This is a genomic window from Labrenzia sp. THAF191a (assembly GCF_009363335.1).
Lineage (GTDB): Bacteria > Pseudomonadota > Alphaproteobacteria > Rhizobiales > Stappiaceae > Roseibium > Roseibium algicola.
Genome location: NZ_CP045333.1, coordinates 5,322,854 through 5,346,423 on the forward strand (window position 1 = coordinate 5,322,854; position 23,570 = coordinate 5,346,423).

Here is a 23,570-nt window from a genome sequence, read left to right on the forward strand (position 1 = left end):
CGCGCTGTCTGAAAGCGCGGTCCCATGTCCATCGATAGTCATTCCAGATCGATGTGCCACCAAAAACCCGTCACTGGCAACCTGCCCCGTCCCTCATGAACATCTAACTGCATCGTGATCCGCGATCAGGCAGCCAAAAACTCCAAACGGTCATCAAGCCGCGCAGGTGTTATTTCCAGAATTTCGGCGGTCACGACACCTTCAGCAACGAAAGGGTCTTCAGCAACAAACCCTTCAAGTTTTTCCAGGTTAGCGCCGTGCGCAAGGATCCCGCCGCCGCGGTTCGGCTGCAGGCTGCCGACCATCAGGAAATATCCTTGCTCGAACCCGCGTTGGATCCAGGCCTTGTGGCCCTCCATGAATTCGCCTGCCCGGGATTTGTCAGCAAAGGTGAGTGTCACGACAAACATGTCATTCTCCATGTAGGTTTTTAAGAAAGGCAAAGGCGAGTTACTGGATCTTGTTCTGCTGTATTCCGGCAATGACACCGTCCAGCCAGCTCAGGATTTTCGAGACTTCACGCTCGACATAGGCCTTGTCCTTGAATGCCTGGGCGAGTGTCGCGACACCCTGGCTCCAGCCAAGGACATGCATGGCATTGTCCCGCGAATTCTCACCGCAGCCGAGTTCGTTAAACTGTGACTCAAGCCAGTCGCCGAACAAGGCCATGATCTCGTTGGCCTTGTCCCATGAGGGATGATCGATCTTTGCCAGCTCCGTCGTCAGCGTACCGACGGGACAGCCGTAAGCCATGATCTTCGCCTGGTTGACGATGACAATCCGGATAAAACATTCAATCCGTTTCCGTGCTTCATCCGCCGTCTCGTTCCATTTGGCGAGCAGCTCTCTTCGATCCGACAAACGCTTGTCGATCACGGCATCGAGGATCTCGTCCTTGGTCTTGAAATGGTAATAGAAGTTGCCGCGTGAGATTTTGACCGCTGCGGCAATGTCCGCGAAGGACGTCTGCGTAAAACCCTGGGCATAGAAAAGGCTGTCCGCCGCATCCACGATCTGACGCCGTGTCTCGCCTGCCGCAACCATATCCATCTCCCTTCGTATTTCCGCATCATTCGTTAGGACAAGTGACCTATCGACGAATTAGGACGATCGTCCGAATATGTCAAGTTAAGTTCATCAGGAAAACACCCAGGCCGCCCGAGGCAGGCAGTGCGGCACTGCTGCGACGGGTCATTTCAAGCTGACGCGAAACGATTTTCGCTTCCCTCACATCAATGTGAACTCTGGTTGCAGCAACTCCTGACACACCCTGTCAGTAGCTGTTTTTTAGGATGGGTCTCGACGGTCACACCTGATCTGCGGGAGGGAAAAACGCAAAACTTCCATCACTCTCAACGACTTGGTGACTTTCCGCACCCGATCCAACCGATTGAAGATCAATCTCAACAATGTTCTTTTTTATCAACAGCACGCAACCAAGTGCCTTGATCGCGCATTTGTGCACAGGACCGGTGCAATTTCCGACATTGGAATGCCCCGTTCGCTGCCTACCTAGAAGTCGCTTGGTGGCAGACACAGGTCCGGCTGGAGGCACAGCAGCCGGTTCCCGCGTGGAGGGATTGACATGACATTGCTGGATGAGCGGACGCATGAAGCGCCTCTTTCCGCCGTTACCGACCTGTTCGATCGGGTCAGGGCACAGACACTTGCTCTCGCCGCCCCCCTCAGTCCGGAGGATATGGGGTTGCAATCCATGGAGGATGCCAGCCCGCCCAAGTGGCACATGGCACATACCACTTGGTTCTTCGAAGAATTCATCCTGAAGCCTTCGCTACCTGGCTATCAGCCACGCGATGATCGTTTCGCCGTGCTCTTCAATTCGTACTACGTACAAGCCGGCCCAAGGCATACCCGGTCGAGACGGGGCCTGCTTTCGCGGCCCAGCGCCACCGACGTGCTTGACTACCGCTCACATGTCGAAGACGCCCTGCGTGAAGGAGTTGCCCGAAACGCCTTTTCGCTCGAACAGGACAAGCTTGAAGAGCTGATCACCCTCGGCTGTCATCATGAGATGCAGCATCAGGAACTGCTGGTCACCGATCTCCTCCATGCGTTTTCCTTCAATCCGCTGCTGCCTGCCTATATCGAGCCAAAACCGGCACCGGTCAGCGCGGTTGAAACCGCCGAATGGGTTTCCTACGACGGCGGTCTTCTCGAAATCGGCCACGACGGGACCGGCTTTGCTTATGACTGCGAAGGGCCACGTCACAAGGTCTGGCTGGAGCCCTACCGTCTTGCGGATCGTCCCGTAACAAACGGCGAGTGGATTGCCTTCATGGAAGATGGTGGTTACTCAACCCAAACGCTCTGGCTGATGGAAGGCTGGGCCGTGCGAGAGAAGAACGGTTGGGATAGCCCCCTCTACTGGTGGCAACAGGACGGTCAATGGTGGACCTATACCTTGCAGGGACCGCGACCGGTTGATCTTGCGGCACCGGTCGTCCACGTCAGTTACTACGAAGCGGAAGCCTTTGCCCGCTGGGCAGGTCGCCGGTTGCCGACGGAAGCAGAGTGGGAAGCCGCTGCAGAGCCAACCCCGATCGAAGGCAATTTCCTGGAAAGCGGAGCCTTTCAGCCTGTTGGCCGCAGACCCGGCCTTTGGGGCGATGTCTGGCAATGGACCAGCAGCGCTTTCAGCCCCTATCCGGGTTTCAGACCACCCGAGGGGGCCATTGGCGAATACAATGGCAAGTTCATGGTCAACCAGATGGTGCTGCGCGGCGGCTCCTGCGCGACCCCGAAGGACCAGTTGCGGTCGTCGTACCGCACCTTCTTCTATCCACACCAACGCTGGCAGATGCTCGGCCTGAGGCTGGCGGGAGATCAATGATGACCAAGCATGTTTCTCCCGAGAACCAAACGGACGAGATCCAGTCGGATATGTTTCGCGACGACATTCTCTCCGGTCTCCGCCAGGACCGGAAAGCGATCAGCAGCAAATGGCTCTACGACGATGTGGGGTCACATCTGTTCGAAGCGATCACGGAGCTGGATGCCTATTACCCGACCCGAACGGAGATTTCGATCCTCGCCCGGAATGCCAGGAAATATCGCCGTCTACCGGGCGCACGCGGAGCGATGGTGGAACTGGGCAGCGGGTCCAGCCGCAAGACAGACCTGTTGCTGGATGCCTTTCCGGACCTGTCCGTCTACATGCCGATCGACATTTCGGCCAATCACCTGAAAGCTGCCGCCGAAAGGGTTCGCCGCGCATACCCGTCATTGGCGGTAATCCCGGTTGCCGCCGATTTCACACAGCCTTTCGGACAACTGCCCTTGCTGCCCGAGTTGCCAGTGCTGATCTTCTTTCCCGGTTCCACGATCGGCAACTTCGAAAAATCCGAAGCGGCCGCGCTCCTGGCAAACATTCGCTCGGCCATGCCGGAGGCCAGCCTGGTTATCGGTGTCGACCGGCCAAAGGATGCAAAAGTCCTGCAGGAAGCCTATGACGATCCAGCCGGGATCACAGCAGCCTTCAACCAGAACCTTTTGCAGCGGATCAACAGGGAACTGGATGGCGATTTCGATATCGCCGCCTTCGCACACAAAGCCGTCTGGAACGTGAGCGAAAGCCGTATCGAGATGCATCTGGAAAGCCTGGTTCAGCAGCAGGTCTCCATCGCCGGGGAAACCGTCACATTCGCAAAGGGCGAGACAATCCACACGGAAAACTCGCACAAATACAGTGAGGAGGCGTTCGAAGGCATCGCCAGCGATGGCGGATGGCAGATCACCGACGTCGACAGCGACGAGAACTACTGGTTCTCGGTCTATACGTTGCAGGCTGCTTAAGCCCTTCGACTTGGGTCACCAAACAGATGCGGGTGTGGCAACGTTTCAAGGCCTCACCCGCCACTTACTCAATTAGAGCCTGGCGCTTATTCGATCTGTGCGATGAAACCGGCCAGCACCCTGTTGAACCGGTCCGGATACTCCCAGAACATCATATGGCCGCCAAAGGCCTGAACCGAGCTGTTGGGCGTATGGACGGCGAGATAGGCCCTGGCACTGTCGGACCAGTGATCGGCGATCACGAAGGCCGACGGCAGCTTCGCATCGACCTCCTTGGCCGTCTCTAGGTAATTGCTGAAATTTCCGGCCGCCAGATAAACCGCGGCCACGAAAGGTGGCGACTTGGTCGACTGGTCGACAATCCAGCGGGACAGTTCCGGCGTGTAGTCCTGTTCGATCATGACCTCGTCGGCATACCAGTTGATGACGTTGCGTTGGCCTTCAGCTGACTGAATGCCGCTGTAAAGTTCCGCAATTTCCGCGACACTTCCCTCAGCCCAGTCGCCGTCGTTGCCGGTTAGCGGTGTCGGCGAAAGATCGATGCACATATGGGCGGATGCAGCATCCACAGACCTTGTCTTGATGAATTCCCACGTGGTCAGGCAACCGAATGACCAACCCACCAGCACCGGCTTTTCGACCTTGAGATGATCGAGCAACCTTGCAAGGTCGGCCCCCTGGGTAACGTAGTTGTTGCCTTCCAAAGTCAGCGTCGAGCGGCCGTGGCTGCGAGGATCGAAGGTGATGACCCGGTGGTCTTTCGCGAAGGCCTCGATCTGATGTTCGAACACCTGCGTGGTGAAAGTCCAACCGGGAACAAACACGATCGGAAGACCCGAACCGTGATCCTCGTAATAGAGATCGACCCCGGGCTCGACTTCAAAGAAGTCTCCGGCGACTGCCGGAGCTGCCATTGCAAGTGTCAACAGCACCGACCGGCCACATTCGGCCAAAGTTCTCGATGTGTATTCAGTCATGTCTCTCTCCCCTTATGGTCACAGGAAAAGTGCAATGCCCCCAATGGATTATATCATTAACAAAACCTTAACGTGTAATAAAATTTCAAAAATCAATTTATGCGTGTATTTTTATCAGTGACGTTTTGAGCAGTTTCCGAGAACCGTCATCGCCGTGCCAAACCAACTTGGACAGGGACATTTGACTGCCTTGCCAGTGCGGGCAAGACGGGCAAAACCGTAGGGATTTCCGGTAGAAAGGGAGGGATCGTTTTCAACGCGAAACATTTGTTTCACAAATTGACAATGTAAAAAACAAATGGAACAGTAACCGGATGGAAACCATTTCGCCGCCCCATCTTCGCACCGCAATTTCGGCCAATTATGCCGACCTGAGCGATGCATTGCGTACGGCAGCGGATTACATTGCGGAAAACCAGGTGGAAATCGCCACCCGCAGCCTGAGGTCGGTCGCATCGGCCAGTGGTGTTTCGCCGGCGAGCTACACCCGACTTGCAAGGGCACTGGGTTTTTCTGATTACGAAGCGTTGCGCGAACAGGCCCGGAACGAGTTGAGCCACCGTGGGCGGGACACGTTTCAGGACAAGGCCAGGAAACTGCGCTCGGATGCCGACCTGCCTTTGCTGCCACGTCAGGTCTCCGCTTGCATCGACAACATCAAGGCACTGGTGGACGACATTGATCCGGCCGTACTGGATGCTGCTGTCGACCGGCTCAGCCAGTCCCGCAAGATCATACTGATAGGTGCCCTCGCCTCAGCAGGTTTTACCGACTATTTCGCCTATCTGGCCAAGTGGTTCGATGACAGGTGGGTCGTTGCCGGGCGCAATGGCGCCACTCTGGGCAGCACGCTTGCCGGCATTACATCGGCCGACACGGTCATCGTCTTGTCCAAGCACCCATATGCCCACCGTTCGGTGCGCGCGGCAAAAGTGGCGGCAGGAAATGGTGCACAGGTGATCGTCCTGACCGACAGCCACGCCTTTCCAGGGTTGCAATTCGCGAATTACCACTTCATACAACGCACTGAAAGTCCACACTTTTTCTCGTCTTACGCAGCCACGCTTGTGCTTATCGAAACCATTACAGGCATGCTGGTTGCGCGGGCCGGAGCCGAGGCGGAAGCCCGGATCCAGGAGGTCGACAGACACAATCGTCTGCTCGACGAATTTGAAAACGTCTAGCGTGGATCGCCATGCCGGACACAAGAATTCAAACAAAGGGAAGCCAAGTCAAATGATGATGAAACTGAACCTTGCGGGCGCCGTTATGGCGACCAGCATCGCATTCACCGGCGCAGCCTCTGCAGAGCAATTCATCACCATCGGCACTGGTGGTGTGACTGGCGTTTACTATCCGACCGGCGGAGCCATTTGCCGGCTCGTCAACAAGGGCCGCAAGGACCATGGCATTCGCTGCTCCGTGGAGTCCACCGGCGGTTCCGTCTACAACATCAACACGGTGCGTGAAGGCGAACTGGAGTTTGGTGTTGCCCAGTCCGATTGGCAGTATCACGCTTACAACGGCACCTCGCAGTTCGAGGAAAAAGGCCCGTTCGAAGACCTGCGAGCCGTCTTCTCCGTGCACCCCGAGCCGTTCACCGTCGTTGCCCGTGCCGATAGCGGCGTCACGTCCTTCGAGGACCTGAAAGGCAAGCGTGTCAACATCGGCAACCCGGGTTCTGGTCAGCGCGGCACCATGGAAGTTCTGATGGAAGCGATGGGCTGGTCCACGGATGACTTCGCGCAGGCGACCGAGCTGAAGGCTGCAGAACAGTCTGCCGCCCTCTGCGACAACCAGATCGATGCCATGGTTTACACGGTCGGCCACCCGTCCGGTTCCATTCAGGAAGCAACCACGGCGTGCGATTCCAAACTCGTGAACGTTGACGGCCCGGTTGTCGGAAAGCTGATCGAAGACAACAGCTACTACCGCAAGGCCACCATCCCGGGCGGCATGTATCGCGGCAATGACGAAGACGTCACCACCTTCGGTGTCGGCGCGACCTTCATCACGTCCGCCAAGGTGGATGATGAAGTCGTCTACACGCTGGTCAAGTCAGTGTTCGAGAACTTCGATGCCTTCAAGAAGCTGCATCCTGCCTTTGCAAACCTGAAGCCGGAAGAAATGGTGAAGGACGGCCTGTCCGCACCGCTTCATCCGGGTGCTGCGAAGTACTACCAGGAACAGGGCTGGATCAACTAATCCTTGCCAACATTTCGGGTCCGGACCATGTCCGGGCCCGTTTCTCTGCTGCGGCCCATTGAACGACATTTTGGCCAAGGCATTTCTTGATTGAATTAACAGATGCCACGGGCTGCGTGGCTGTCGGGTGCCAGCCGAGCGCAACGCCAATGTTGTGCTTCAGCCGGAAGACCGGGGGAACTTGATGTCTGAACAGAACCAGCCGAACGGACGGGACCAACGACAGGGACTATCCGAAGAAGAACTTCAGGAACTCGTCGCCTCCTCCGATTCCGGGTCCAGGAACCCTGCCGGATCCGTCGGGATGATGATCGCCACCGTGGCCCTGATCTGGTCCTGCTTCCAGGTTCTGCTAGCCTCCCCCATCGTCTACTACGTACTGCCGTCGGACATCATCAACAACAGCCGACAGGTGCATCTGGCGTTTGCGATGTTCCTGGCATTCATGGCCTACCCCGCACTGTCGAGCAGTCCGAGACACCGCGTCCCGATCCAGGACTGGGCCCTGGCGTTTTTCGGCGCCTTCATTTCGCTTTACGGCTTCTTCTTCTACGACAAGATCGTTGCCAACGGTGGTCTGGCCGACGACACCGACAAGTGGTTTGCCCTTGCCGGTATCGTTGTCCTGTTTGAAGCTGCACGCAGGGCACTCGGCCCGGCCATGGCCATCGTCGCAACCGTATTCCTGCTCTACGTCTTCTTCGGCTCCTCAGAATGGGTCCCGGAGGTCATCCGCTGGAAGGGCGCTTCGCTGCAAAAGGCGATGAGCCACATGTGGATCACGTCGGAGGGTGTCTTCGGTATCGCGCTCGGTGTCTCCACCAAGTTCGTCTTCCTGTTCGTGCTCTTTGGCGCATTGCTGGACAAGGCTGGTGCGGGCAACTACTTCATCAAGATGGCCTTCGGCGCGCTCGGTCACCTGAAGGGTGGCCCTGCCAAGGCAGCCGTTGTCGGCTCTGCAGCCACCGGCCTCATCTCCGGCTCGTCAATCGCAAACGTCGTTACCACGGGCACATTCACCATTCCGCTGATGAAGCGCGTCGGCTTCACATCCGAGCAGGCCGGATCGGTTGAGGTCGCATCATCCGTGAACGGCCAGATCATGCCGCCGGTGATGGGCGCCGCCGCCTTTCTGATGGTCGAATATGTCGGCATTTCCTATGTCGACGTGATCACTCACGCCTTTCTGCCGGCCGTGATTTCCTACATCGCGCTGGTCTATATCGTGCACCTTGAAGCCGTTAAGCGGAACATGCCCACCATCGGGCACAAGACCGTTTCAACTCTGCGCACGATCATTGGAATGTTCGTGTTTTTCGCCGCCTTTGCCGCTCTTTGCTATGGCGTGCAATACCCGGTTGGCTGGATTGTCGCCCTGGTACCGGAAGGCGCGTCGTGGATCCTCGCGCTACTGGTGTTCGTTGCCTATATCGCGCTTTTGAAACTGGCCGCCAGCGTTGACGACCTTCATCCGGACGATCCCAACGCCAAGGAGATCACGCTTCCGGATATTTCCCAGATCTACAAGGCTGGTCTCTACTACCTGCTCCCGATCGTCGTGCTGGTCTACTTCCTGATGATCGAGCAGAAGTCACCGGGTCTTTCAGCCTTCTGGGCAACAGCTCTGCTCTTCGCGATCCTTTTGACCCAGCGTCCGATCAAGGCGATCTTCCGGGGCGAGAACGAGACAGTCGAAGCTTTCAAGGCAGGCGTCAACGACCTCGTCCACGGCATGATCGACGGTGCCCGCAACATGATCGGCATCGGTCTTGCAACTGCGACAGCCGGCATCATCGTCGGCACGGTCACCCTGACCGGTATCGGCCAGGTGATGGCCGATCTCGTTGAGTTCGTATCCGGTGGCAATCTGGTGCTGATGCTGGTCTTCGTCGGCGTCCTGTCGCTGATTCTTGGCATGGGTCTGCCGACAACAGCCAACTACATCGTCGTGTCATCACTGATGGCCGGGGTTGTGGTCGAACTTGGCGCGCAATCCGGACTGATAGTTCCGCTCATTGCCGTGCACCTGTTCGTCTTCTACTTCGGCATCATGGCGGACGTAACGCCACCCGTGGGTCTAGCCTCCTTTGCCGCGGCAGCGGTGTCAGGAGGCGATGCCATCAAGACCGGGTTCACGGCTTTCTTCTATTCGCTGCGGACGGTCGCCCTGCCCTTCGTCTTCATCTTCAACACCGATCTTCTCCTGATCGACGTCACGGTGACCCAGGGCATACTCGTCTTCATCATGGCGACGATCGCCATCCTCGTGTTTACCGCAGGTACCATGGGCTACTTCGTGACCAAGAACAGGATCTACGAGAGTGTCGCCCTGGTGCTGATCGCCTTCGTGCTGTTCCGTCCGGATTTCTTCATGAACCGGATCCAGCCTCCGTTCGAGATCGTCTCGCCGGACCGTTTCGTCCAGGCAGTTGGCGATGCACCTGCAGGCAGCGAGATCCGTCTGGTGCTGAGTGGACCGGATTTCGACACCGGCAACACGATGGAGACGCGCATTGCGATCATGCCCGGAAGTGAAGACGGCGGTGAAGCGAGGCTCCAGGCGCTTGGCCTGACGACCCTCGAAGAAGACGGTGTTCTGAAGCTGGAGGAACCCTTCCCGGGGACGCCCTACTTCGAACAGCTCGGAACGTTCGACTTCTACGGCGACGAACCCGTGGTCGTGAAGGAAGCCCGCCTCGAAGCAGATCAATTGCCGAAGGAACTGATCTATATTCCGGGGCTTCTGCTTCTGGCCCTTGTCTTCCTGCTCCAGCGCGCCCGCGCTGGCCGGACCAACCGTGAAGAAGGAGTAGCGGCATGACGAAATCCATTTTGTGTGCCGTCGACGTCCAGCAGGATAACGACACCAAGGTTCTGGAAACGGCCGACAAGCTCGCCCGACTGGACGGTGCCCAGCTCGATGTGATCACGGTCGTCCCGAGCGCCGGCATCAATCTTGTCGCGTCCTATTTTGACGAGAACTTCCAGGGCCAGATGGTGACGGAAACCCAGAAGAAGCTGGTCGAGAAGGTCTCAAGCATCCTCGGGGCGGAAAGAAACAGCGAAATCCGGCATCTGGTCGCCACCGGCTCCATTTACGAGGAAATCCTGGAAGTCGCGAAAAAGATCGGGGCAGACCTCATTGTCATTGGCGCCCACCAGCCGCATCTGAGCGAATTCCTGCTTGGACCAAACGCAGCGCGGGTCGTGCGTCACTCGAAATGCTCGGTCTATGTGGTGAGGAACTGAGGCCTCAGCCGGCATCCAGCAGCGCGGATTTCAGTCGCTCGGCCTCCGTGCCGAGCGGCCGCATGTTTGGCCAGGCGATGTAATAGCCCATTCCCGTCTTGAGCGTAGCGCCGTCCAGCGGCACGAGCCTTCCCGAAGAAATCTCTTCCCGCAACAATGGCAAGGCGCCAAGCGCAATGCCGAGCCCCTTCAAGGCCCGCCCTATAGACTGATTGTAGCTTGCACATGACTGAACAGGCCAATCTTTCAGATCCAATCTCCCTGACCGCTGGATCCAGCCAGTCCAGTCGATCCAGTTCGGAGCAAGACGCGGGTAGTTGAGAAGCGCCGGCTGTTTACCGCCACCTCCTGACCGCAGGGCGTCAATAATTTCCGGCATGCCGACAGGTGTCAGGACCTCCTGAAACAACAATTCCGACTGCCAGCCCGGAAACCGGCCGTCCCCGTGCAGGATGACAAGGTCGTGCTCTGGTTTGAGCAGGTCTCCCAGATCGTCTGCTGTTGCCAGATTGAACAGGCAGGCTTCGTCTGACAGTGCAAATTCCTTGAGCTTCGGCTGGAGCCAGAAGGCAGCAAGTGCCGTCACTGACGCAATCCGCACGACGGGCCTCTCCGGCACTTTCAGCGCGCTCAGCGCCTGAGTCAGATAATCCAGTGTCATGCCGGTCTTCTCGGCAAGATATGTTCCTGCCTCAGTCGGCTGAAGCCTGCGACCGGACCGCTCGAACAGGTCGACGCCCAGCCAGTCTTCCAGCTGCCGGATGCGTTTGGAAACGGCCGCTTGTGTCACAAAGAGTTCTTCTGCAGCCTCTGTAAAGTTCAGATGACGCATGGCGGCTTCAAAGAAGACCAATGTGTCGAGCGGCGGGAGTGATTTCCGATAAGCTTGCATTACTGCAGGTTATCCAATGAACTGATTTTTTCCAGTCTTTTAAGAATTCAAAACCCGCCCGATATTCCAACCAGTTGAACTGGAGACGATAACAGATGGCGGAACTGGACTGGCACGCGGAGCGCAGCGACCTTCAGGGACTGGCGCAGCTTGACCGCGCACCCGAGGTGGAAGGGATCGATCTGGTGGCCGTGCGCACATACCGGCAGCAGCGCGTGCGGCAGAAGATGGCCGAATATGATGTTGATGCGGTAATCCTTTCCGACCCGGTCAACATCCGCTATGCGACCGGCACGCGGAACATGCAGGTTTTTTCCATGCGCAATGCCCCGTCGCGCTACCTGCTGCTGACCCAGAACCGCTCCATTCTTTTCGAGTTCACCGGCTGTCTTCATCTTGGAGAGGGGTACGAAACCGTCGATGAGGTCCGCCCTTCGAAGACTGCGAGCTTTGTCGCTGCCGGTCCTCATATTGCAGAGCGCGAACGCGTATGGGCAGCGGAGATGGCAGATACCATCCATGAGCTGACAGGCTTGAAGGAAGCCACGGTGGGGCTGGAACGTCTTAATGCTGGAACGGCCATTGCGCTGAAAGAAGCCGGGCTCAACGTGGTCGACGCGCAGCAACCCGTGGAGATGGCGCGCGCGATCAAATCGCCGGAAGAAATGAAATGCGTGATTGCTTCGTTGCGCGCGACGGAAATAGGCGTCGGCAAGCTGCGTGAAGCAATTCGCCCGGGGCTTACCGAAGCCGAACTCTGGTCAGTGCTGCACAAGTCGATCATCGCGCAGAACGGCGACTATGTCGAAACGAGACTGCTGAATGCAGGTGCGCGCACCAATCCATGGTTCCAGGAAACTTCTGACAACGTCATCGGCGCCAACGAGCTGATAGCCCTCGATACGGATGTTGTCGGCTGCCACGGTTATTATGCCGACTTTTCACGCACCTTCCACTCCGGCCCGGACCGGCCGACGGACACCCAGCGCGAACTTTACAAGGTCGCCTACGAGCAGGTTCACTACAACATGGGCATTCTGATGCCCGGAATGAGCTTCCGGGAATATGCCGACCGGGCGTGGAACATCCCCGACCGCTACTATGCCAACCGCTACTATCTGTCTGCCCATGGCTGTGGCATGACCGGCGAATACCCCTACCTCTATCACCATGGCGACTTTCCGGACGCCGGATATGACGGCGTCGTGGAACCGGGCATGACACTGTGTGTCGAAAGCTACATTGGCGAGGATGGTGCCAAGGAAGGCGTCAAGCTGGAGCAGCAGGTCTTGATCACCGAAACCGGCATCGAGACACTGTCGATGTTTCCGTTCGAGGCACATCTGCTGACCTGATGAGCAGCTCAGCTCCGGAGCGCCAGGACAAGGGCAAACAAACCGACGAAAACGAGGCTGGCTGCCCAGACCCTGTCCAGGTTGAACCACGCCTTTTGCAGGAACCGCAGGCCCAGCCAGAAATAGACGCCGATGGCCAGAAGGCCACCGGCAAGCGCCATGGCGAGCGTGTGGACCGCGGCCACGAGCAACGCCATCCTCAAATCTGCCCCCATGAGTGTTCCGGCCGCCGCGTGGCCTGCCTCCTGCTCCATTGCGCAGATGCCCAGGTAGATTGGCACCAGCATGAGCCCTGCCCCATGGGCAATCGCCACCAGAAAGGACCAGAGGCCGAGCTTCGCTGGTGAAATACGGGCCAGAAAGCGTGGATGGCGATCAGCGATCAGCAGGTACAGCCCCATGCCGATCACCAGACAGGCAGCGCCAATGCGGATTTCCCGTTCCAGGGAAACCAGCGTGATCATTGCCGAAAAAGGCAAGAGAATAACCAGCATCGCCGCCAGATGCCCGACCGCCAGCAGCAACAACGCACGCGGCAGGGCCAGCGTGCGTTGTTCCATCAAGGCAGCCGACACCGCCAGCGGCCAACCCATGCCCGGGTTCACGCCGTGATAGAGACCAGACGCAACGACGGCCCACCAGAGAGCCGACAAACTCGCCTCTTCCAAAACCTAGACCGACGGGAAGCAGAAACTGTCGGTAGAGCAGTCCCCGCCTTCAAGCCGGATCTGGTGCGACCTGTAGCCCGCCGGAAACTCGACCCAGAAATCCGGATCGAGCGTCAATCCGCCACCGGCTCCTACACGAGCCATCACCATCGCGGCGCCGCGCTCTCCCGGATAGAACTGTTCGTCCCAGGTGGAATAGAGCGAGTTGGTCCAATAGACGCGCTGACCATCCCGGCTGATCTCGACCATTTGCGGTCCGTAACCGAAGTCCTTGCCGTTCGGGTGTTTCGTCTTCTTCACGATCCCGCCGATCTCGACCTTGCCGGCGAGCGTCGGGTTCATTGGGTCGGAGACATTATACTGATGCATTTCACCGGTGCCCCAGCATGCGACGTAGAGATATTTGTCATCGAGGCTCAGGTCGATGTCGGTCACCAGCGGTGGAACAGCGGAAAACCCCTTCAGCATTTCAGGCAGGTCTGCGGGATCGGCCGGCTGCGGGTCGATGGTGATGGTCTTCTTGGCTTCAAACGTGCCATCGTCCTTGCGCCACCAGGTGAAGATAGCCCCTTGCAGGTTGGTTGTGTCGACGACAACGCCACAAAAGCCGTATTGTTTGGCGGGATCGTGGGCAGGGCGAACCTCTAGCGCCATCTGGTGGTTTTCGCCCAGATCGATGGTCTGGATGTTCTTTCGCCCGCGCAGATCCCAGAAATGCAGGCTGTGGCCGTATTTATTGGACAGAAGGTCTTCCGCGACGAGACCGTTCTCGAACTGTGGCGGCAGTCCCCACTCCGACGACACCATGTAGTCGCGCGGCAGGTTCCACCAGAAATCATAGTGTTTGTCCTGGATGCCACGATCCATTTCATACCGGCCGAGAATGTCGAAGGTCTCGCAGTCCATGATAAAGATGCCCGGAGGCCCGTCGGTGCCATCCGCACCGCCTCCCCCAAGAGTCGAGACATAGATGCCCTCCGGCCCGCAATGGATGGTGTGCGGGCGGGAATAACCAGTCTTGGCGAAGACTTCTTCCGGTTCGATGATCTTGTGAATTTTCGCTTGAAGCGGCTCTTTCACGTCAACGACGTAGATGCGTGACGACCGGATGCCCGGGATGATCAGGTAACGGCGCTCTAGAAAGGCATGCCCTGTCAGTGGCGACAATGCCGAAGAACAGGCGTTCCACCCGAAATGGTGGAATTCGTCTCCCTTGTTCGGCATGAAGACGGTATGCACGATCTTGCCGTAGTCAGGACTTTGCGGATCGACATTGACGACAGCCAGACCATCGGGTTGAGAGAAATCTGGACTGAGCATCAGGGTGAAAGCCAGCTTCTCAACCGGCGCTTCCATTGCCATGCGCGGCGTCGGATAAAAACTCGGATCGGGCCTTAAATTCATGTCGTCCTCCCTAAACGTGATGACATTCAAGACGGGATGTCCGCATTCCTCTTCTTGTTGTTACCGACCTCCCGAATTCATCTCCTGTGCTGCTTGTCCTGCGTTTTGCAGCCGGGCCGCGCCAAAGATCACCGTGCCGACCAATGGCATTTCCGATTGCGACTTTAGTACAATGCCCGAAATACGTTCAGGGGTCGATGACGAAAACGCATCCTAACTTTGACGAAGAAGAAAGAACAGAAAACCTCAAAACTGGAACTTATCGCGACCGGGTTTCACTGAGGTCCAATTTTGCGCAATAATTTGCCTCAGAACAAAAATCGACCCTAGGCAATCCTGCCATTGCCGCCTATTTAATCGTAAGATTGCGATGGATCGAACAAACCTTGGCTCGATCCACGCCTTCCTTTACTGCCCGACCCGTTCCGGAGACCCTTTCACATGAGTGACCCGACCTACACCCCGCCCAAAGTCTGGACCTGGGAACAGCCGAGCGGCGGCCAGTTCGCCAATATCAACCGGCCTATTTCCGGTTCAACCCACGAGAAGGACCGGCCTGTCGGCAAGCATCCGCTTCAGCTTTATTCTCTGGCAACCCCGAACGGCGTCAAGGTGACGGTGATGCTCGAGGAGTTGCTCGCGCTCGGTCACAAGGATGCTGAATATGATGCCTGGCTGATCAAGATCAACGAAGGCGACCAATTCTCCAGCGGTTTCGTGGAAGCCAATCCCAATTCCAAGATCCCGGCGCTTGTCGACCACTCGACCGAGACCCCGACGCGCGTGTTCGAATCCGGCTCCATTCTGCTGTATCTGGCCGAGAAATTCGGTGAATTCCTGCCCAAGGATCCGGCGAAGCGCACCGAAACGCTGAACTGGCTGTTCTGGCAGATGGGATCCGCCCCTTATCTTGGCGGCGGCTTTGGCCATTTCTACGCCTATGCGCCGGAAAAGTACCAATACCCCATCGATCGCTTCGCAATGGAAGCCAAGCGCCAGCTTGACGTCCTCGACAAGGCGCTGGCTGATCGCCCCTACATCGCCGGTGACGACTATACCATCGCCGATATGGCGATCTTCCCCTGGTATGGCGGAATGGTTCTTGGCCGCGCCTATGATGCGGCGGAATTCCTCTCCGTTCACGAATACAAGAATCTCCTGGCCTGGGCCCAGAAGATCGATGCCCGCCCGGCGGTTGTTCGCGGGCGCAAGGTGAACCGGACCTGGGGAGAAGATCACGAGCAGCTTCCGGAGCGTCATGATGCCGCGGATCTGGACGCAAAAGCCGCGCTGGACCCTGCTGCAGAATAAATTTTCGTCCGGCAGCGGCTCTTTCCCCAGGAACCGCTACCGGGGTTTTACGCACGACCAGTCTTTGGTCATTTTGCCTTGATATGTGTATAGGGCCGGGAAAATTTACTAATTCCGGGCCCTATTTGAGTATTCCGACTGCCGAATGCCCTCTCCCACAGTTTCCGATACCCCTATTTTGTAAATCCCGTGAAATTTATATCGCGCTGCTCTCACTGTGCAGTGCGGTAATACCCTCCAAATTCAATCGCAAGACACCTTGTCATAAGTAATATTTTCGTTTCTAAATTCGCAGCACGTTTGTGAGGGACAGGACGCACGGGGGGAGTTTGTTAGTCAATCCGGCCAACTTGCCCTTACCAGAGGCCAATTCCTCGACACTTGCTGGAGAGACGTATGCCAGAAGCCCTAAAGATCGGCACACCAAAGGAAACCTTCCCCGGGGAGAACCGTGTGGCGATGACACCCGAATCCGCAAAGCAGCTGCAGAAGCTTGGCTTCTCCTGCCTTGTGCAAAGCGGAGCCGGGACCGCCGCAGGATTTTCCGACCAGGCTTATGAAGAAGCCGGCGTTGAAATCGTCAAGACTGCCGCAAGTCTTTGGAAGAAATCGGACATCGTAACCAAGGTCCGGCAGCCCGATGACAAGGAATTGGGCTATCTGACAAAGGACAAGACCCTGATTTCCTTCTTCAACCCGGGTGGGAACACCGACGGGCTGGAAAAGGCGAAGGAATCGGGCGCCAGCGTCATTGCCATGGAGATGGTGCCGCGTATCTCGCGTGCCCAGAAGATGGATGCTCTCAGCTCCATGGCCAACATCGCCGGATATCGCGCCGTTATCGAGGCGGGCAACAATTTCGGCCGTTTCTTCACCGGCCAGATCACTGCTGCCGGCAAGGTACCGCCTGCGAAGGTACTGGTCGTGGGAGCAGGCGTCGCGGGTCTTGCGGCCATCGGCACATCCACGTCGCTCGGCGCGATCACCTATGCATTCGACGTGCGCCCGGAAGTGGCCGAGCAGGTCGAATCGATGGGCGCCGAATTCGTTTATCTGGATTTTGAAGAAGAACAGCAGGATGGCGCTGCGACCGGCGGTTATGCCAGCGTTTCCTCGCCAGAGTTCCGCGAAGCCCAGCTTGCAAAATTCCGGGAACTGGCTCCGGAGATGGACATTGTCATCACCACGGCTCTGATCCCGAACAGGGACGCACCAAAGCTGTGGCTGGAAGACATGGTCAAGGCCATGAAGCCGGGCTCGGTCATCGTCGATCTTGCCGCTGAACGCGGCGGCAACGCGGAAGGAACGGTCAAGGACGAGAAGGTCGTCACCGAAAATGGTGTCACGATCATCGGCTATACCGACTTCCCCTCGCGCATGGCCGCTCAATCGTCCACGCTTTATGCCACCAACATCCGCCATATGCTGACCGACCTGACGCCAGAGAAGGATGGTCAGATCGTTCACAACATGGAAGACGACGTCATCCGTGGCGCGACCGTGACCCATGAAGGCGAGATCACCTTCCCGCCGCCGCCTCCCAAGGTGCAGGCAATTGCGGCGAAATCGAAGGAAAAGCCGAAGGAACTGACGGCGGAAGAAAAGCGTGCGCAGGAAACTGCCGCCTTCAAGGCACAGACCAAGCAGCAGGTGACCCTGCTGGCGGTCGGTGGTCTGCTTCTGCTGCTGGTGGGCCTCATCGCCCCGGCCAGCTTCATGCAGCATTTCATCGTTTTCGTGCTCTCGGTATTCGTCGGTTTCCAGGTGATCTGGAACGTCAGTCACTCGCTGCACACGCCGCTGATGGCTGTCACCAACGCCATTTCGTCGATCATCATTCTCGGCGCGCTGATGCAGATCGGATCCGGATCGTTCCTGGTCATCTTGCTGGCAGGCCTGTCCGTCTTCATGGCCGGGATCAACATCTTCGGCGGTTTCCTCGTCACCCGGCGCATGCTCGCCATGTTCCAGAAATCCTAAGGAGGCCGGCAGATGGAATTCGGTTTCACGACCGCCGTTTACGTTGTTGCGGCTGTTCTGTTCATCCTGTCTCTGGGAGGCCTTTCCGGCCAGGAAAGCGCCAAGCGCGCCATCTGGTACGGTATCGCCGGCATGGGACTGGCCGTTGTCGCCACCCTGATCGGTCCGGGCTCCGGCCTGTGGCTCCTCTCCCTCATCCTGATCGCTGCCGGCGGCATTATCGGTTATTTCGTGGCGCAGCGCGTCCAGATGACCGAAATGCCCCAGCTGGTTGCAGCCATGCACTCGCTCGTGGGTCTGGCCGCCGTGTTCGTCGGCTACAATGCCTATATCGAGCTCGGCAACGTACTGGCGATGGGCGAGGAGGAGCGCAATGCGCTTGAGGGCTTCGCCGCCATCCTGGCGCACAAGACCCCGATCGAACAGTCGATCCTGAAGGTTGAAGTGTTCCTTGGCGTCTTCATCGGTGCCGTCACGTTCACCGGCTCTGTCGTCGCTTTCGGCAAGCTGGCCGGCAAGCTGACCTCCAAGGCGGAAAAACTGCCTGGTGGCCACATGCTGAACGCCGGTGCGGCTGCACTCAGCGTCATCTTGTTGCTGATGTTCCTGAACGGGGCCGGCATCTGGACGCTGGTTCTGATGACGCTGCTGGCGTTCTTCATCGGTTACCACCTGATCATGGGCATCGGCGGCGCCGACATGCCTGTGGTGGTGTCTATGCTGAACTCCTATTCGGGCTGGGCCGCGGCCGCCATCGGCTTCTCGCTTGGCAACGATCTGCTGATCGTCGTCGGCGCGCTCGTCGGTTCTTCCGGTGCGATCCTGTCCTACATCATGTGCAAGGCGATGAACCGCTCGTTTGTCTCCGTTATCCTCGGCGGCTTCGGCAACACCACCGGTCCGGCCATGGAAGTGGAAGGCGAACAGATTGCCATCGACAGCGATGGTGTTGTTGCGGCTCTTGAAGATGCCGACAGCGTCATCATCGTTCCGGGCTATGGCATGGCAGTTGCCCAGGCACAGCAGTCGGTCAGCGAACTGACCAAGCGCCTGCGCTCCAAGGGCAAGGAAGTGCGCTTCGCGATCCACCCGGTCGCAGGCCGCCTTCCCGGCCACATGAACGTGCTCCTGGCCGAAGCCAAGGTGCCGTATGACATCGTTCTGGAAATGGACGAGATCAACGAGGACTTCCCGTCAACGGATGTCGTGATCGTCATTGGTTCCAACGACATCGTCAATCCGGCTGCCCAGGAAGACCCGAACTCGCCTATCGCCGGCATGCCGGTTCTGGAAGTCTGGAAAGCGAAGCAGGTCTTCGTTTCCAAGCGCGGCCAGGGCACCGGTTACTCCGGCATCGAGAACCCGCTGTTCTACAAGGAGAACACCCGGATGTTCTATGGCGACGCCAAGGCCAGCCTCGACAAGCTGCTGACCCAGATCGGCTAAGGCTGAACGACGAGATATCGAGAAGCCGTCCCGGGAGACCGGGGCGGCTTTTTTAATGGCAGAGCCCCGCCCCTCCACCGTCATTCCGGACAAGTGCAACCGCTGTTGCACGCAGATCCGGAATCCAGATATCAGCGTGAGCGCAGCGAACACCGTTGCTCTTCAATTTCGGTTCGGTGTGCCTTCGGCACGAGTATCTCTGGATTCCGGATCGGCGACCGGCTTCGCCTTACTTGTCCGGAATGACGGCCCTAAAAACAAAGGCCACCTGAATATCTCCAGGTGGCCTTTGTGTTGTTTCTAAAAGAAGTGTGCTACCCGCGCAGGCGGGCGCCGTCCTTGTCGAAATAGAACGACTTGCCTTCCGCGATTCCGAAACTCAACTCAGCACCCGGCTTGATCTCGTGCTGGCCGAAGAGCCGTGCAGTGATCTGCTGGTCTTGCACCTTCGCGATCACGTTGGTGTCGCCGCCGAGCTGTTCCACATGCTGCACAGATGCTTTCAGTTGCCCCTGGTCACTCAGGAACAGGTCTTCCGGGCGCACTCCCAACGTGCGGGCATCGCCTTCACTGACCAGGCTTGCGGGCATGAAATTCATGGCCGGCGAACCGAGGAATCCAGCCACGAACTGGTTGACCGGATTGTTGTAAAGCTCCATCGGGCTGCCGATCTGCTCGACGCGGCCAGCGCGCAGGACCACAATCTTGTCGGCCAGCGTCATGGCTTCGGACTGGTCGTGCGTCACATAGATCATCGACGTCTTGAGCTGCTGGTGCAGGTTGGCAATCTCCAGCCTTGTGTTCATGCGCAGCGCTGCATCCAGGTTGGACAGCGGTTCATCGAACAGGAACAGTTTCGGATGGCGCACGATGGCCCGGCCGATCGCAACACGCTGGCGCTGGCCACCAGAGAGTTCCGACGGATAGCGGTCGAGATAGTCCTCCAGGTTCAGCATGCGGGTCGCCTCGGCAACGCGCTGGTCGATCACCTGCTTGCTCTGCTTTTCCTGCTTGAGCGCCAGTGTCATGTTGTTGCGCACGTTCAAATGCGGATAAAGCGCGTAGCTCTGGAACACCATGGCAATGCCGCGTTTGGACGGCGGCGTCGTGTTCACGATCTCCCCGCCGATGCTGACCTCACCGGAGGAGACGTCTTCAAGGCCTGCGATCACCCGCAACAAGGTGGACTTGCCACACCCTGACGGTCCGACGAAGACGACAAACTCGCCGTCTTCCACTTCGAGATTGATGTCCCTCAGGACATGGACGTTGCCGAACGACTTGTTGACGTTGGTCAGGGTTAGCGCCGTCATGGCGTTAGCTCCTTTAGCATGACTGAGTGACCGGTGCGGATGCTCTCGTCGGCGGCAAGGCAAATTGCCAGCGACCGGACGGCATCCAGCATGTGCCGGTTGAGATCGATGTTTTCCGAAATCGCACGAAGCATGAAAGCCTGCTCGGCGTCGCAAAGTTCCTGATGGCCGGGTTCACCCGGCAGATCGATGCGCCGGTCACCTTCCGGGCGATGGACCAGAAGCCCGCCGACCCTGGTGTGGCCGTCAACATCAGCGGATGCGCCCTTGTCGTCCTCGACTATCGAAACGGAGCCTGCGGGCGAAACGACATCCTTCACGAAGAAGGCGGTCTCGGACATCATCGGCCCCCACCCGGCCTCGTACCAGCCGACCGAGCCATCGTCGAAGAAGACCTGAAACTGGCCGTAGTTGTACATGTCCGGGCCGATTTCGTCGGACAGCCGCAGCCCCATGCCGTGCACCTTCACGGGTTCGGCATCGGTAATCTGGCACCAGACATCGACATAATGCACACCGCAATCGACGATGGGAGCAGTCGTCTGCATCAGGGCCTTGTGGGTTTCCCACTCCGCTCCCGAGCTCTGCTGATTGAGGTTCATGCGGAAGACGTATGGTCCGCCGAGCCCCCGCGCCTCCTCAATCAGCCGTACCCAGGACGGATGATGCCGCAGGATATAGCCGACCGCGAGTTTGCGGCCGGTTTCCCCGGCGCAAGCGACCACCCGCTTTGCATCAGCCACGGTTGTCGCCAGCGGTTTTTCGACAAATACATGAGCGCCTGCCTGCATCGCCGCAACCGCATAATCCGCATGGGTGTCGGAATAGGTGGAGATCACCACCAGCTCCGGTCTGGTCGTGTCCAGCGCCTGCGCGTAATCCGTGAACACCGGATAGCCGGCAAGATCCGGATGGGTCACCTGGCCGGAACGGTTGACGAGACCGACGATCTCGGCGTCCGCATGATTGTGGTGAGCCAGGGCGTGGGAAAGTCCCATGTTGCCAAGGCCGACGATCAGAACCCGGATCATTTGACAGCTCCCGAGGTGATGCCGCGAATGAGCTGGCGTGAGAAGATGACGTAAAGAACGAGCACCGGCAGGATCGCCATCGAAAGCGCGGACAGGACCGCATTCCAGTCGGTAACGAACTGGCCGATGAACACCTGACTGCCCAGGGTCAGGGTCTTGGTTTCTTCAGCAGGCGCCAGGATCAGCGGGAACCACAGATCATTCCAGATCGGGATCATGTTGAAGACGGCGACCGTCGCCATCGCCGGGCGCACGAGCGGCAGCACAAGGCGGAAGAAGATCGTGTATTCCGAAAGCCCGTCGATACGTCCGGCGTTCTTCAGGTCATCTGACACCTGCCGCATGAACTCGCTCAGGATAAAGACAGCCAGCGGCAGCCCCTGCGCCGTATAGACCAGGATCAGCGCCATCAGCGAGTTGACCAGACCGGTGGCAACCATCATTTCCAGAATGGCCACGGTGCCGATCCGGATCGGGATCATGATGCCGAGTGCCAGATAAAGGCCCATCAGCATGTTGCCCTTGAAGCGGTATTCGCTCAGGGCAAAGGCCGCCATTGCCCCGAACAGCAGGATGAAGGTCAAGGACACCACAGTGACGATCATGGAGTTCTGGAAGTAGAGGAAAAAATCCCCCTGCTTCATGACCGTCTGGTAGCCGATCATCGAGAAGCTTTCGGCGTCCGGCAGCGCCAGCGGTTCCCTGAAGATCGCCTTGCGGGTCTTGAAACTGTTGACCAGGATCACGAAGACCGGGAACAGCGCGATCAGCGTATAGAGGATCAGGGCGCCATGCATGGCGGCGGTGTTGAGCGGGTTGGTACGCGCCTTGTTCATGTGACGACCTCCCTTACAGCTGATATCTGCGCATCCGGGTCTGGATGCCGAAGAGGTAGAGACAGACGCCGATCAGGATGATCGCGAACATGGCGCTTGCGATTGCCGAACCCATGTAGGGATCGCCCAGCTGAAGCTGGAATCCGAAGAACGTGCGGTACATGAAGGTGCCGAGAATATCGGTCGAGAAGTCCGGTCCGGCCAGTGCTCCCTGTGCCGTATAGATCAGATCGAAGGCGTTGAAATTGCCGACGAAGGTCAGGATCGAAATGATGCCGATGGACGGCAGGATCAGCGGCAGCTTGATCTTCCAGAAGGCCGACATGCCGGTGATGCCGTCAATTTCGCCAGCTTCCAGTATCTCTTCGGGAATGGACAGCAGCGCGGCATAGATGAGCATCATCGGGATGCCCACGAACTGCCAGACCGAAATAAGCGACAACGTGGTCAGTGCGTACTCTTCCTTGCCGAGCCAGGGCGCGAACAGGAACTTCAGACCGACGGCATCCAGCATGGACGGAGCGATGCCCCAGATCGGCGACAGGATCAGTTTCCAGGCGAAACCGACAATCACGAAGGACAGAATTGTGGGAATGAAGATCGCCGAGCGGTAGAAGGCCGCAAAGCGCAGTCGCGGATGGCTGAGAATGGCCGCCAGGGCGATGCCGATCGGGTTCTGAACCAGCATATGAATGATGAAGAACCAGAAATTGTTCCCCAACGCGTTCCAGAACTGATCCGACCAGAGCGGATCGCCAAGAAGCGTGGTGAAATTCTGCAGCCCCACGAAGACGCGCTCCTGGTCAATCTTGCTGTAGAGGGCAAGACGAAGCGTGTTGAAGAGGGGAAAGATCATCACGGCCGTGTATACAAGGACCGCTGGGGCCAGGAACACGACGATATGCCAGCGGAAGCGAGGCCTGCTCATAAAAAGCTCCGGTCAAATGCCCCGGGCAAGCAGACGCCTGCCCGGGATATAGACGTCCCTGGGGCAGGCAGAAGTCTGCCCGGGATATAGACTTCCCTTGGGCAGACAGAGGCCTGTCCAGGTCCAGAGTTCCCGGGCGATGCGAACACCGCCAGGGAACCG

20 protein-coding genes are annotated in these 23,570 nt (G+C 58.1%); 10 read left to right on the forward strand and 10 right to left on the reverse strand.

All coding sequences use genetic code 11. The features are described from left to right. Positions 1–125: 125 nt before the first annotated feature. Complete coding sequence (locus FIV05_RS24480; RefSeq protein WP_152511311.1) at positions 126–410, reverse strand: hypothetical protein; 285 nt, start codon at positions 408–410, stop codon at positions 126–128. Between the two features lie 40 nt (positions 411–450). After that, entirely contained in the window at positions 451–1,044 is a 594-nt protein-coding gene (locus FIV05_RS24485) for a TetR/AcrR family transcriptional regulator (protein WP_152511312.1), read from the reverse strand. A gap of 541 nt (positions 1,045–1,585) precedes the next feature. Here FIV05_RS24485 and egtB point away from each other — a divergent pair. Together egtB and egtD are read left to right on the forward strand one after the other, a co-directional pair. Then, positions 1,586–2,851 carry an ergothioneine biosynthesis protein EgtB gene (egtB, locus tag FIV05_RS24490; RefSeq protein WP_152511313.1) on the forward strand — a complete coding sequence of 422 codons (1,266 nt, stop codon included), beginning with the start codon at positions 1,586–1,588 and terminating at the stop codon, positions 2,849–2,851. Beyond that, positions 2,851–3,813, forward strand: coding sequence for an L-histidine N(alpha)-methyltransferase (egtD, locus tag FIV05_RS24495; protein ID WP_173013933.1), 963 nt, complete (start codon positions 2,851–2,853; stop codon positions 3,811–3,813). Before egtB ends, egtD begins: the two co-directional genes overlap by 1 nt. An 86-nt stretch (positions 3,814–3,899) precedes the next feature. Here the strand turns inward: egtD and FIV05_RS24500 are convergent, their stop codons facing one another. Continuing rightward, positions 3,900–4,790, reverse strand: coding sequence for an alpha/beta hydrolase (locus FIV05_RS24500; protein ID WP_152511315.1), 891 nt, complete (start codon positions 4,788–4,790; stop codon positions 3,900–3,902). A gap of 314 nt (positions 4,791–5,104) precedes the next feature. Here FIV05_RS24500 and FIV05_RS24505 point away from each other — a divergent pair, with 314 nt between their 5' ends. The 4 genes from FIV05_RS24505 (at position 5,105) to FIV05_RS24520 (ending at position 10,244) form a co-directional block, all read left to right on the forward strand. Further along, positions 5,105–5,974, forward strand: a complete 870-nt coding sequence (locus FIV05_RS24505; RefSeq protein WP_055659167.1) for a MurR/RpiR family transcriptional regulator — start codon at positions 5,105–5,107, stop codon at positions 5,972–5,974. 52 nt (positions 5,975–6,026) lie between these two features. Then, on the forward strand, positions 6,027–6,995 hold the full coding sequence (locus FIV05_RS24510) for a TAXI family TRAP transporter solute-binding subunit (RefSeq protein ID WP_023000225.1): 969 nt from the start codon (positions 6,027–6,029) through the stop codon (positions 6,993–6,995). A 184-nt stretch (positions 6,996–7,179) separates the two neighbouring features. Beyond that, complete coding sequence (locus tag FIV05_RS24515; protein ID WP_152511316.1) at positions 7,180–9,816, forward strand: TRAP transporter permease; 2,637 nt, start codon at positions 7,180–7,182, stop codon at positions 9,814–9,816. Next, positions 9,813–10,244, forward strand: a complete 432-nt coding sequence (locus FIV05_RS24520; protein WP_152511317.1) for a universal stress protein — start codon at positions 9,813–9,815, stop codon at positions 10,242–10,244. Before FIV05_RS24515 ends, FIV05_RS24520 begins: the two co-directional genes overlap by 4 nt. 4 nt (positions 10,245–10,248) lie before the next feature. Here FIV05_RS24520 and FIV05_RS24525 read toward each other — a convergent pair whose 3' ends face one another. Next, entirely contained in the window at positions 10,249–11,136 is an 888-nt protein-coding gene (locus tag FIV05_RS24525) for a LysR family transcriptional regulator (protein WP_152511318.1), read from the reverse strand. A gap of 95 nt (positions 11,137–11,231) precedes the next feature. On the opposite strand from FIV05_RS24525, the gene FIV05_RS24530 reads away from it, so the two are divergent. After that, a complete protein-coding gene (locus tag FIV05_RS24530; protein WP_152511319.1) occupies positions 11,232–12,491 on the forward strand; it encodes a Xaa-Pro peptidase family protein in 1,260 nt (419 codons plus the stop codon). An 8-nt stretch (positions 12,492–12,499) separates the two neighbouring features. Here the strand turns inward: FIV05_RS24530 and FIV05_RS24535 are convergent, their stop codons facing one another. Both FIV05_RS24535 and FIV05_RS24540 read right to left on the reverse strand, forming a co-directional pair. Beyond that, the gene (locus FIV05_RS24535) at positions 12,500–13,084 is read right to left on the reverse strand and encodes a hypothetical protein (RefSeq protein WP_286202316.1); all 585 of its coding nucleotides are present in this window, start codon (positions 13,082–13,084) and stop codon (positions 12,500–12,502) included. A 78-nt stretch (positions 13,085–13,162) separates the two neighbouring features. Beyond that, positions 13,163–14,563, reverse strand: coding sequence for a selenium-binding protein SBP56-related protein (locus FIV05_RS24540; protein WP_152511321.1), 1,401 nt, complete (start codon positions 14,561–14,563; stop codon positions 13,163–13,165). A 441-nt stretch (positions 14,564–15,004) separates the two neighbouring features. Between FIV05_RS24540 and yghU the strand changes: the two genes are divergently transcribed. From yghU to FIV05_RS24555, 3 genes are all read left to right on the forward strand, one after another. Further along, complete coding sequence (yghU, locus tag FIV05_RS24545; protein WP_152511322.1) at positions 15,005–15,874, forward strand: glutathione-dependent disulfide-bond oxidoreductase; 870 nt, start codon at positions 15,005–15,007, stop codon at positions 15,872–15,874. Positions 15,875–16,270: 396 nt separating this feature from the next. Further along, entirely contained in the window at positions 16,271–17,854 is a 1,584-nt protein-coding gene (locus FIV05_RS24550; RefSeq protein ID WP_055659157.1) for a Re/Si-specific NAD(P)(+) transhydrogenase subunit alpha, read from the forward strand. A gap of 12 nt (positions 17,855–17,866) precedes the next feature. Then, positions 17,867–19,300 (forward strand): NAD(P)(+) transhydrogenase (Re/Si-specific) subunit beta, encoded by a 1,434-nt coding sequence (locus FIV05_RS24555; RefSeq protein WP_023000234.1) that lies wholly within the window; start codon positions 17,867–17,869, stop codon positions 19,298–19,300. 314 nt (positions 19,301–19,614) lie between these two features. On the opposite strand, the gene FIV05_RS24560 is transcribed toward FIV05_RS24555, so the two are convergent. The 4 genes from FIV05_RS24560 to FIV05_RS24575 are packed head-to-tail and all read right to left on the reverse strand — an operon-like array spanning position 19,615 to position 23,408. Further along, on the reverse strand, positions 19,615–20,613 hold the full coding sequence (locus tag FIV05_RS24560; RefSeq protein ID WP_062489227.1) for an ABC transporter ATP-binding protein: 999 nt from the start codon (positions 20,611–20,613) through the stop codon (positions 19,615–19,617). After that, positions 20,610–21,644, reverse strand: coding sequence for a Gfo/Idh/MocA family oxidoreductase (locus FIV05_RS24565; protein WP_152511323.1), 1,035 nt, complete (start codon positions 21,642–21,644; stop codon positions 20,610–20,612). The genes FIV05_RS24560 and FIV05_RS24565 overlap by 4 nt, the downstream gene beginning before the upstream one ends. Continuing rightward, on the reverse strand, positions 21,641–22,480 hold the full coding sequence (locus tag FIV05_RS24570) for a carbohydrate ABC transporter permease (RefSeq protein ID WP_023000237.1): 840 nt from the start codon (positions 22,478–22,480) through the stop codon (positions 21,641–21,643). Before FIV05_RS24570 ends, FIV05_RS24565 begins: the two co-directional genes overlap by 4 nt. Before the next feature lie 13 nt (positions 22,481–22,493). Then, complete coding sequence (locus FIV05_RS24575; RefSeq protein ID WP_023000238.1) at positions 22,494–23,408, reverse strand: sugar ABC transporter permease; 915 nt, start codon at positions 23,406–23,408, stop codon at positions 22,494–22,496. Positions 23,409–23,570 lie beyond the last annotated feature (162 nt).

Bases quoted from the DNA above. Each gene is read 5' to 3' on its own strand.
- FIV05_RS24480 (WP_152511311.1), bottom strand. From the start codon at position 410: ATGTTTGTCGTGACACTCACCTTTGCTGACAAATCCCGGGCAGGCGAA.
- FIV05_RS24485 (WP_152511312.1), bottom strand. From the start codon at position 1,044: ATGGTTGCGGCAGGCGAGACACGGCGTCAGATCGTGGATGCGGCGGAC.
- egtB (WP_152511313.1), top strand. From the start codon at position 1,586: ATGACATTGCTGGATGAGCGGACGCATGAAGCGCCTCTTTCCGCCGTT.
- egtD (WP_173013933.1), top strand. From the start codon at position 2,851: ATGACCAAGCATGTTTCTCCCGAGAACCAAACGGACGAGATCCAGTCG.
- FIV05_RS24500 (WP_152511315.1), bottom strand. From the start codon at position 4,790: ATGACTGAATACACATCGAGAACTTTGGCCGAATGTGGCCGGTCGGTG.
- FIV05_RS24505 (WP_055659167.1), top strand. From the start codon at position 5,105: ATGGAAACCATTTCGCCGCCCCATCTTCGCACCGCAATTTCGGCCAAT.
- FIV05_RS24510 (WP_023000225.1), top strand. From the start codon at position 6,027: ATGATGATGAAACTGAACCTTGCGGGCGCCGTTATGGCGACCAGCATC.
- FIV05_RS24515 (WP_152511316.1), top strand. From the start codon at position 7,180: ATGTCTGAACAGAACCAGCCGAACGGACGGGACCAACGACAGGGACTA.
- FIV05_RS24520 (WP_152511317.1), top strand. From the start codon at position 9,813: ATGACGAAATCCATTTTGTGTGCCGTCGACGTCCAGCAGGATAACGAC.
- FIV05_RS24525 (WP_152511318.1), bottom strand. From the start codon at position 11,136: ATGCAAGCTTATCGGAAATCACTCCCGCCGCTCGACACATTGGTCTTC.
- FIV05_RS24530 (WP_152511319.1), top strand. From the start codon at position 11,232: ATGGCGGAACTGGACTGGCACGCGGAGCGCAGCGACCTTCAGGGACTG.
- FIV05_RS24535 (WP_286202316.1), bottom strand. From the start codon at position 13,084: ATGGGTTGGCCGCTGGCGGTGTCGGCTGCCTTGATGGAACAACGCACG.
- FIV05_RS24540 (WP_152511321.1), bottom strand. From the start codon at position 14,563: ATGAATTTAAGGCCCGATCCGAGTTTTTATCCGACGCCGCGCATGGCA.
- yghU (WP_152511322.1), top strand. From the start codon at position 15,005: ATGAGTGACCCGACCTACACCCCGCCCAAAGTCTGGACCTGGGAACAG.
- FIV05_RS24550 (WP_055659157.1), top strand. From the start codon at position 16,271: ATGCCAGAAGCCCTAAAGATCGGCACACCAAAGGAAACCTTCCCCGGG.
- FIV05_RS24555 (WP_023000234.1), top strand. From the start codon at position 17,867: ATGGAATTCGGTTTCACGACCGCCGTTTACGTTGTTGCGGCTGTTCTG.
- FIV05_RS24560 (WP_062489227.1), bottom strand. From the start codon at position 20,613: ATGACGGCGCTAACCCTGACCAACGTCAACAAGTCGTTCGGCAACGTC.
- FIV05_RS24565 (WP_152511323.1), bottom strand. From the start codon at position 21,644: ATGATCCGGGTTCTGATCGTCGGCCTTGGCAACATGGGACTTTCCCAC.
- FIV05_RS24570 (WP_023000237.1), bottom strand. From the start codon at position 22,480: ATGAACAAGGCGCGTACCAACCCGCTCAACACCGCCGCCATGCATGGC.
- FIV05_RS24575 (WP_023000238.1), bottom strand. From the start codon at position 23,408: ATGAGCAGGCCTCGCTTCCGCTGGCATATCGTCGTGTTCCTGGCCCCA.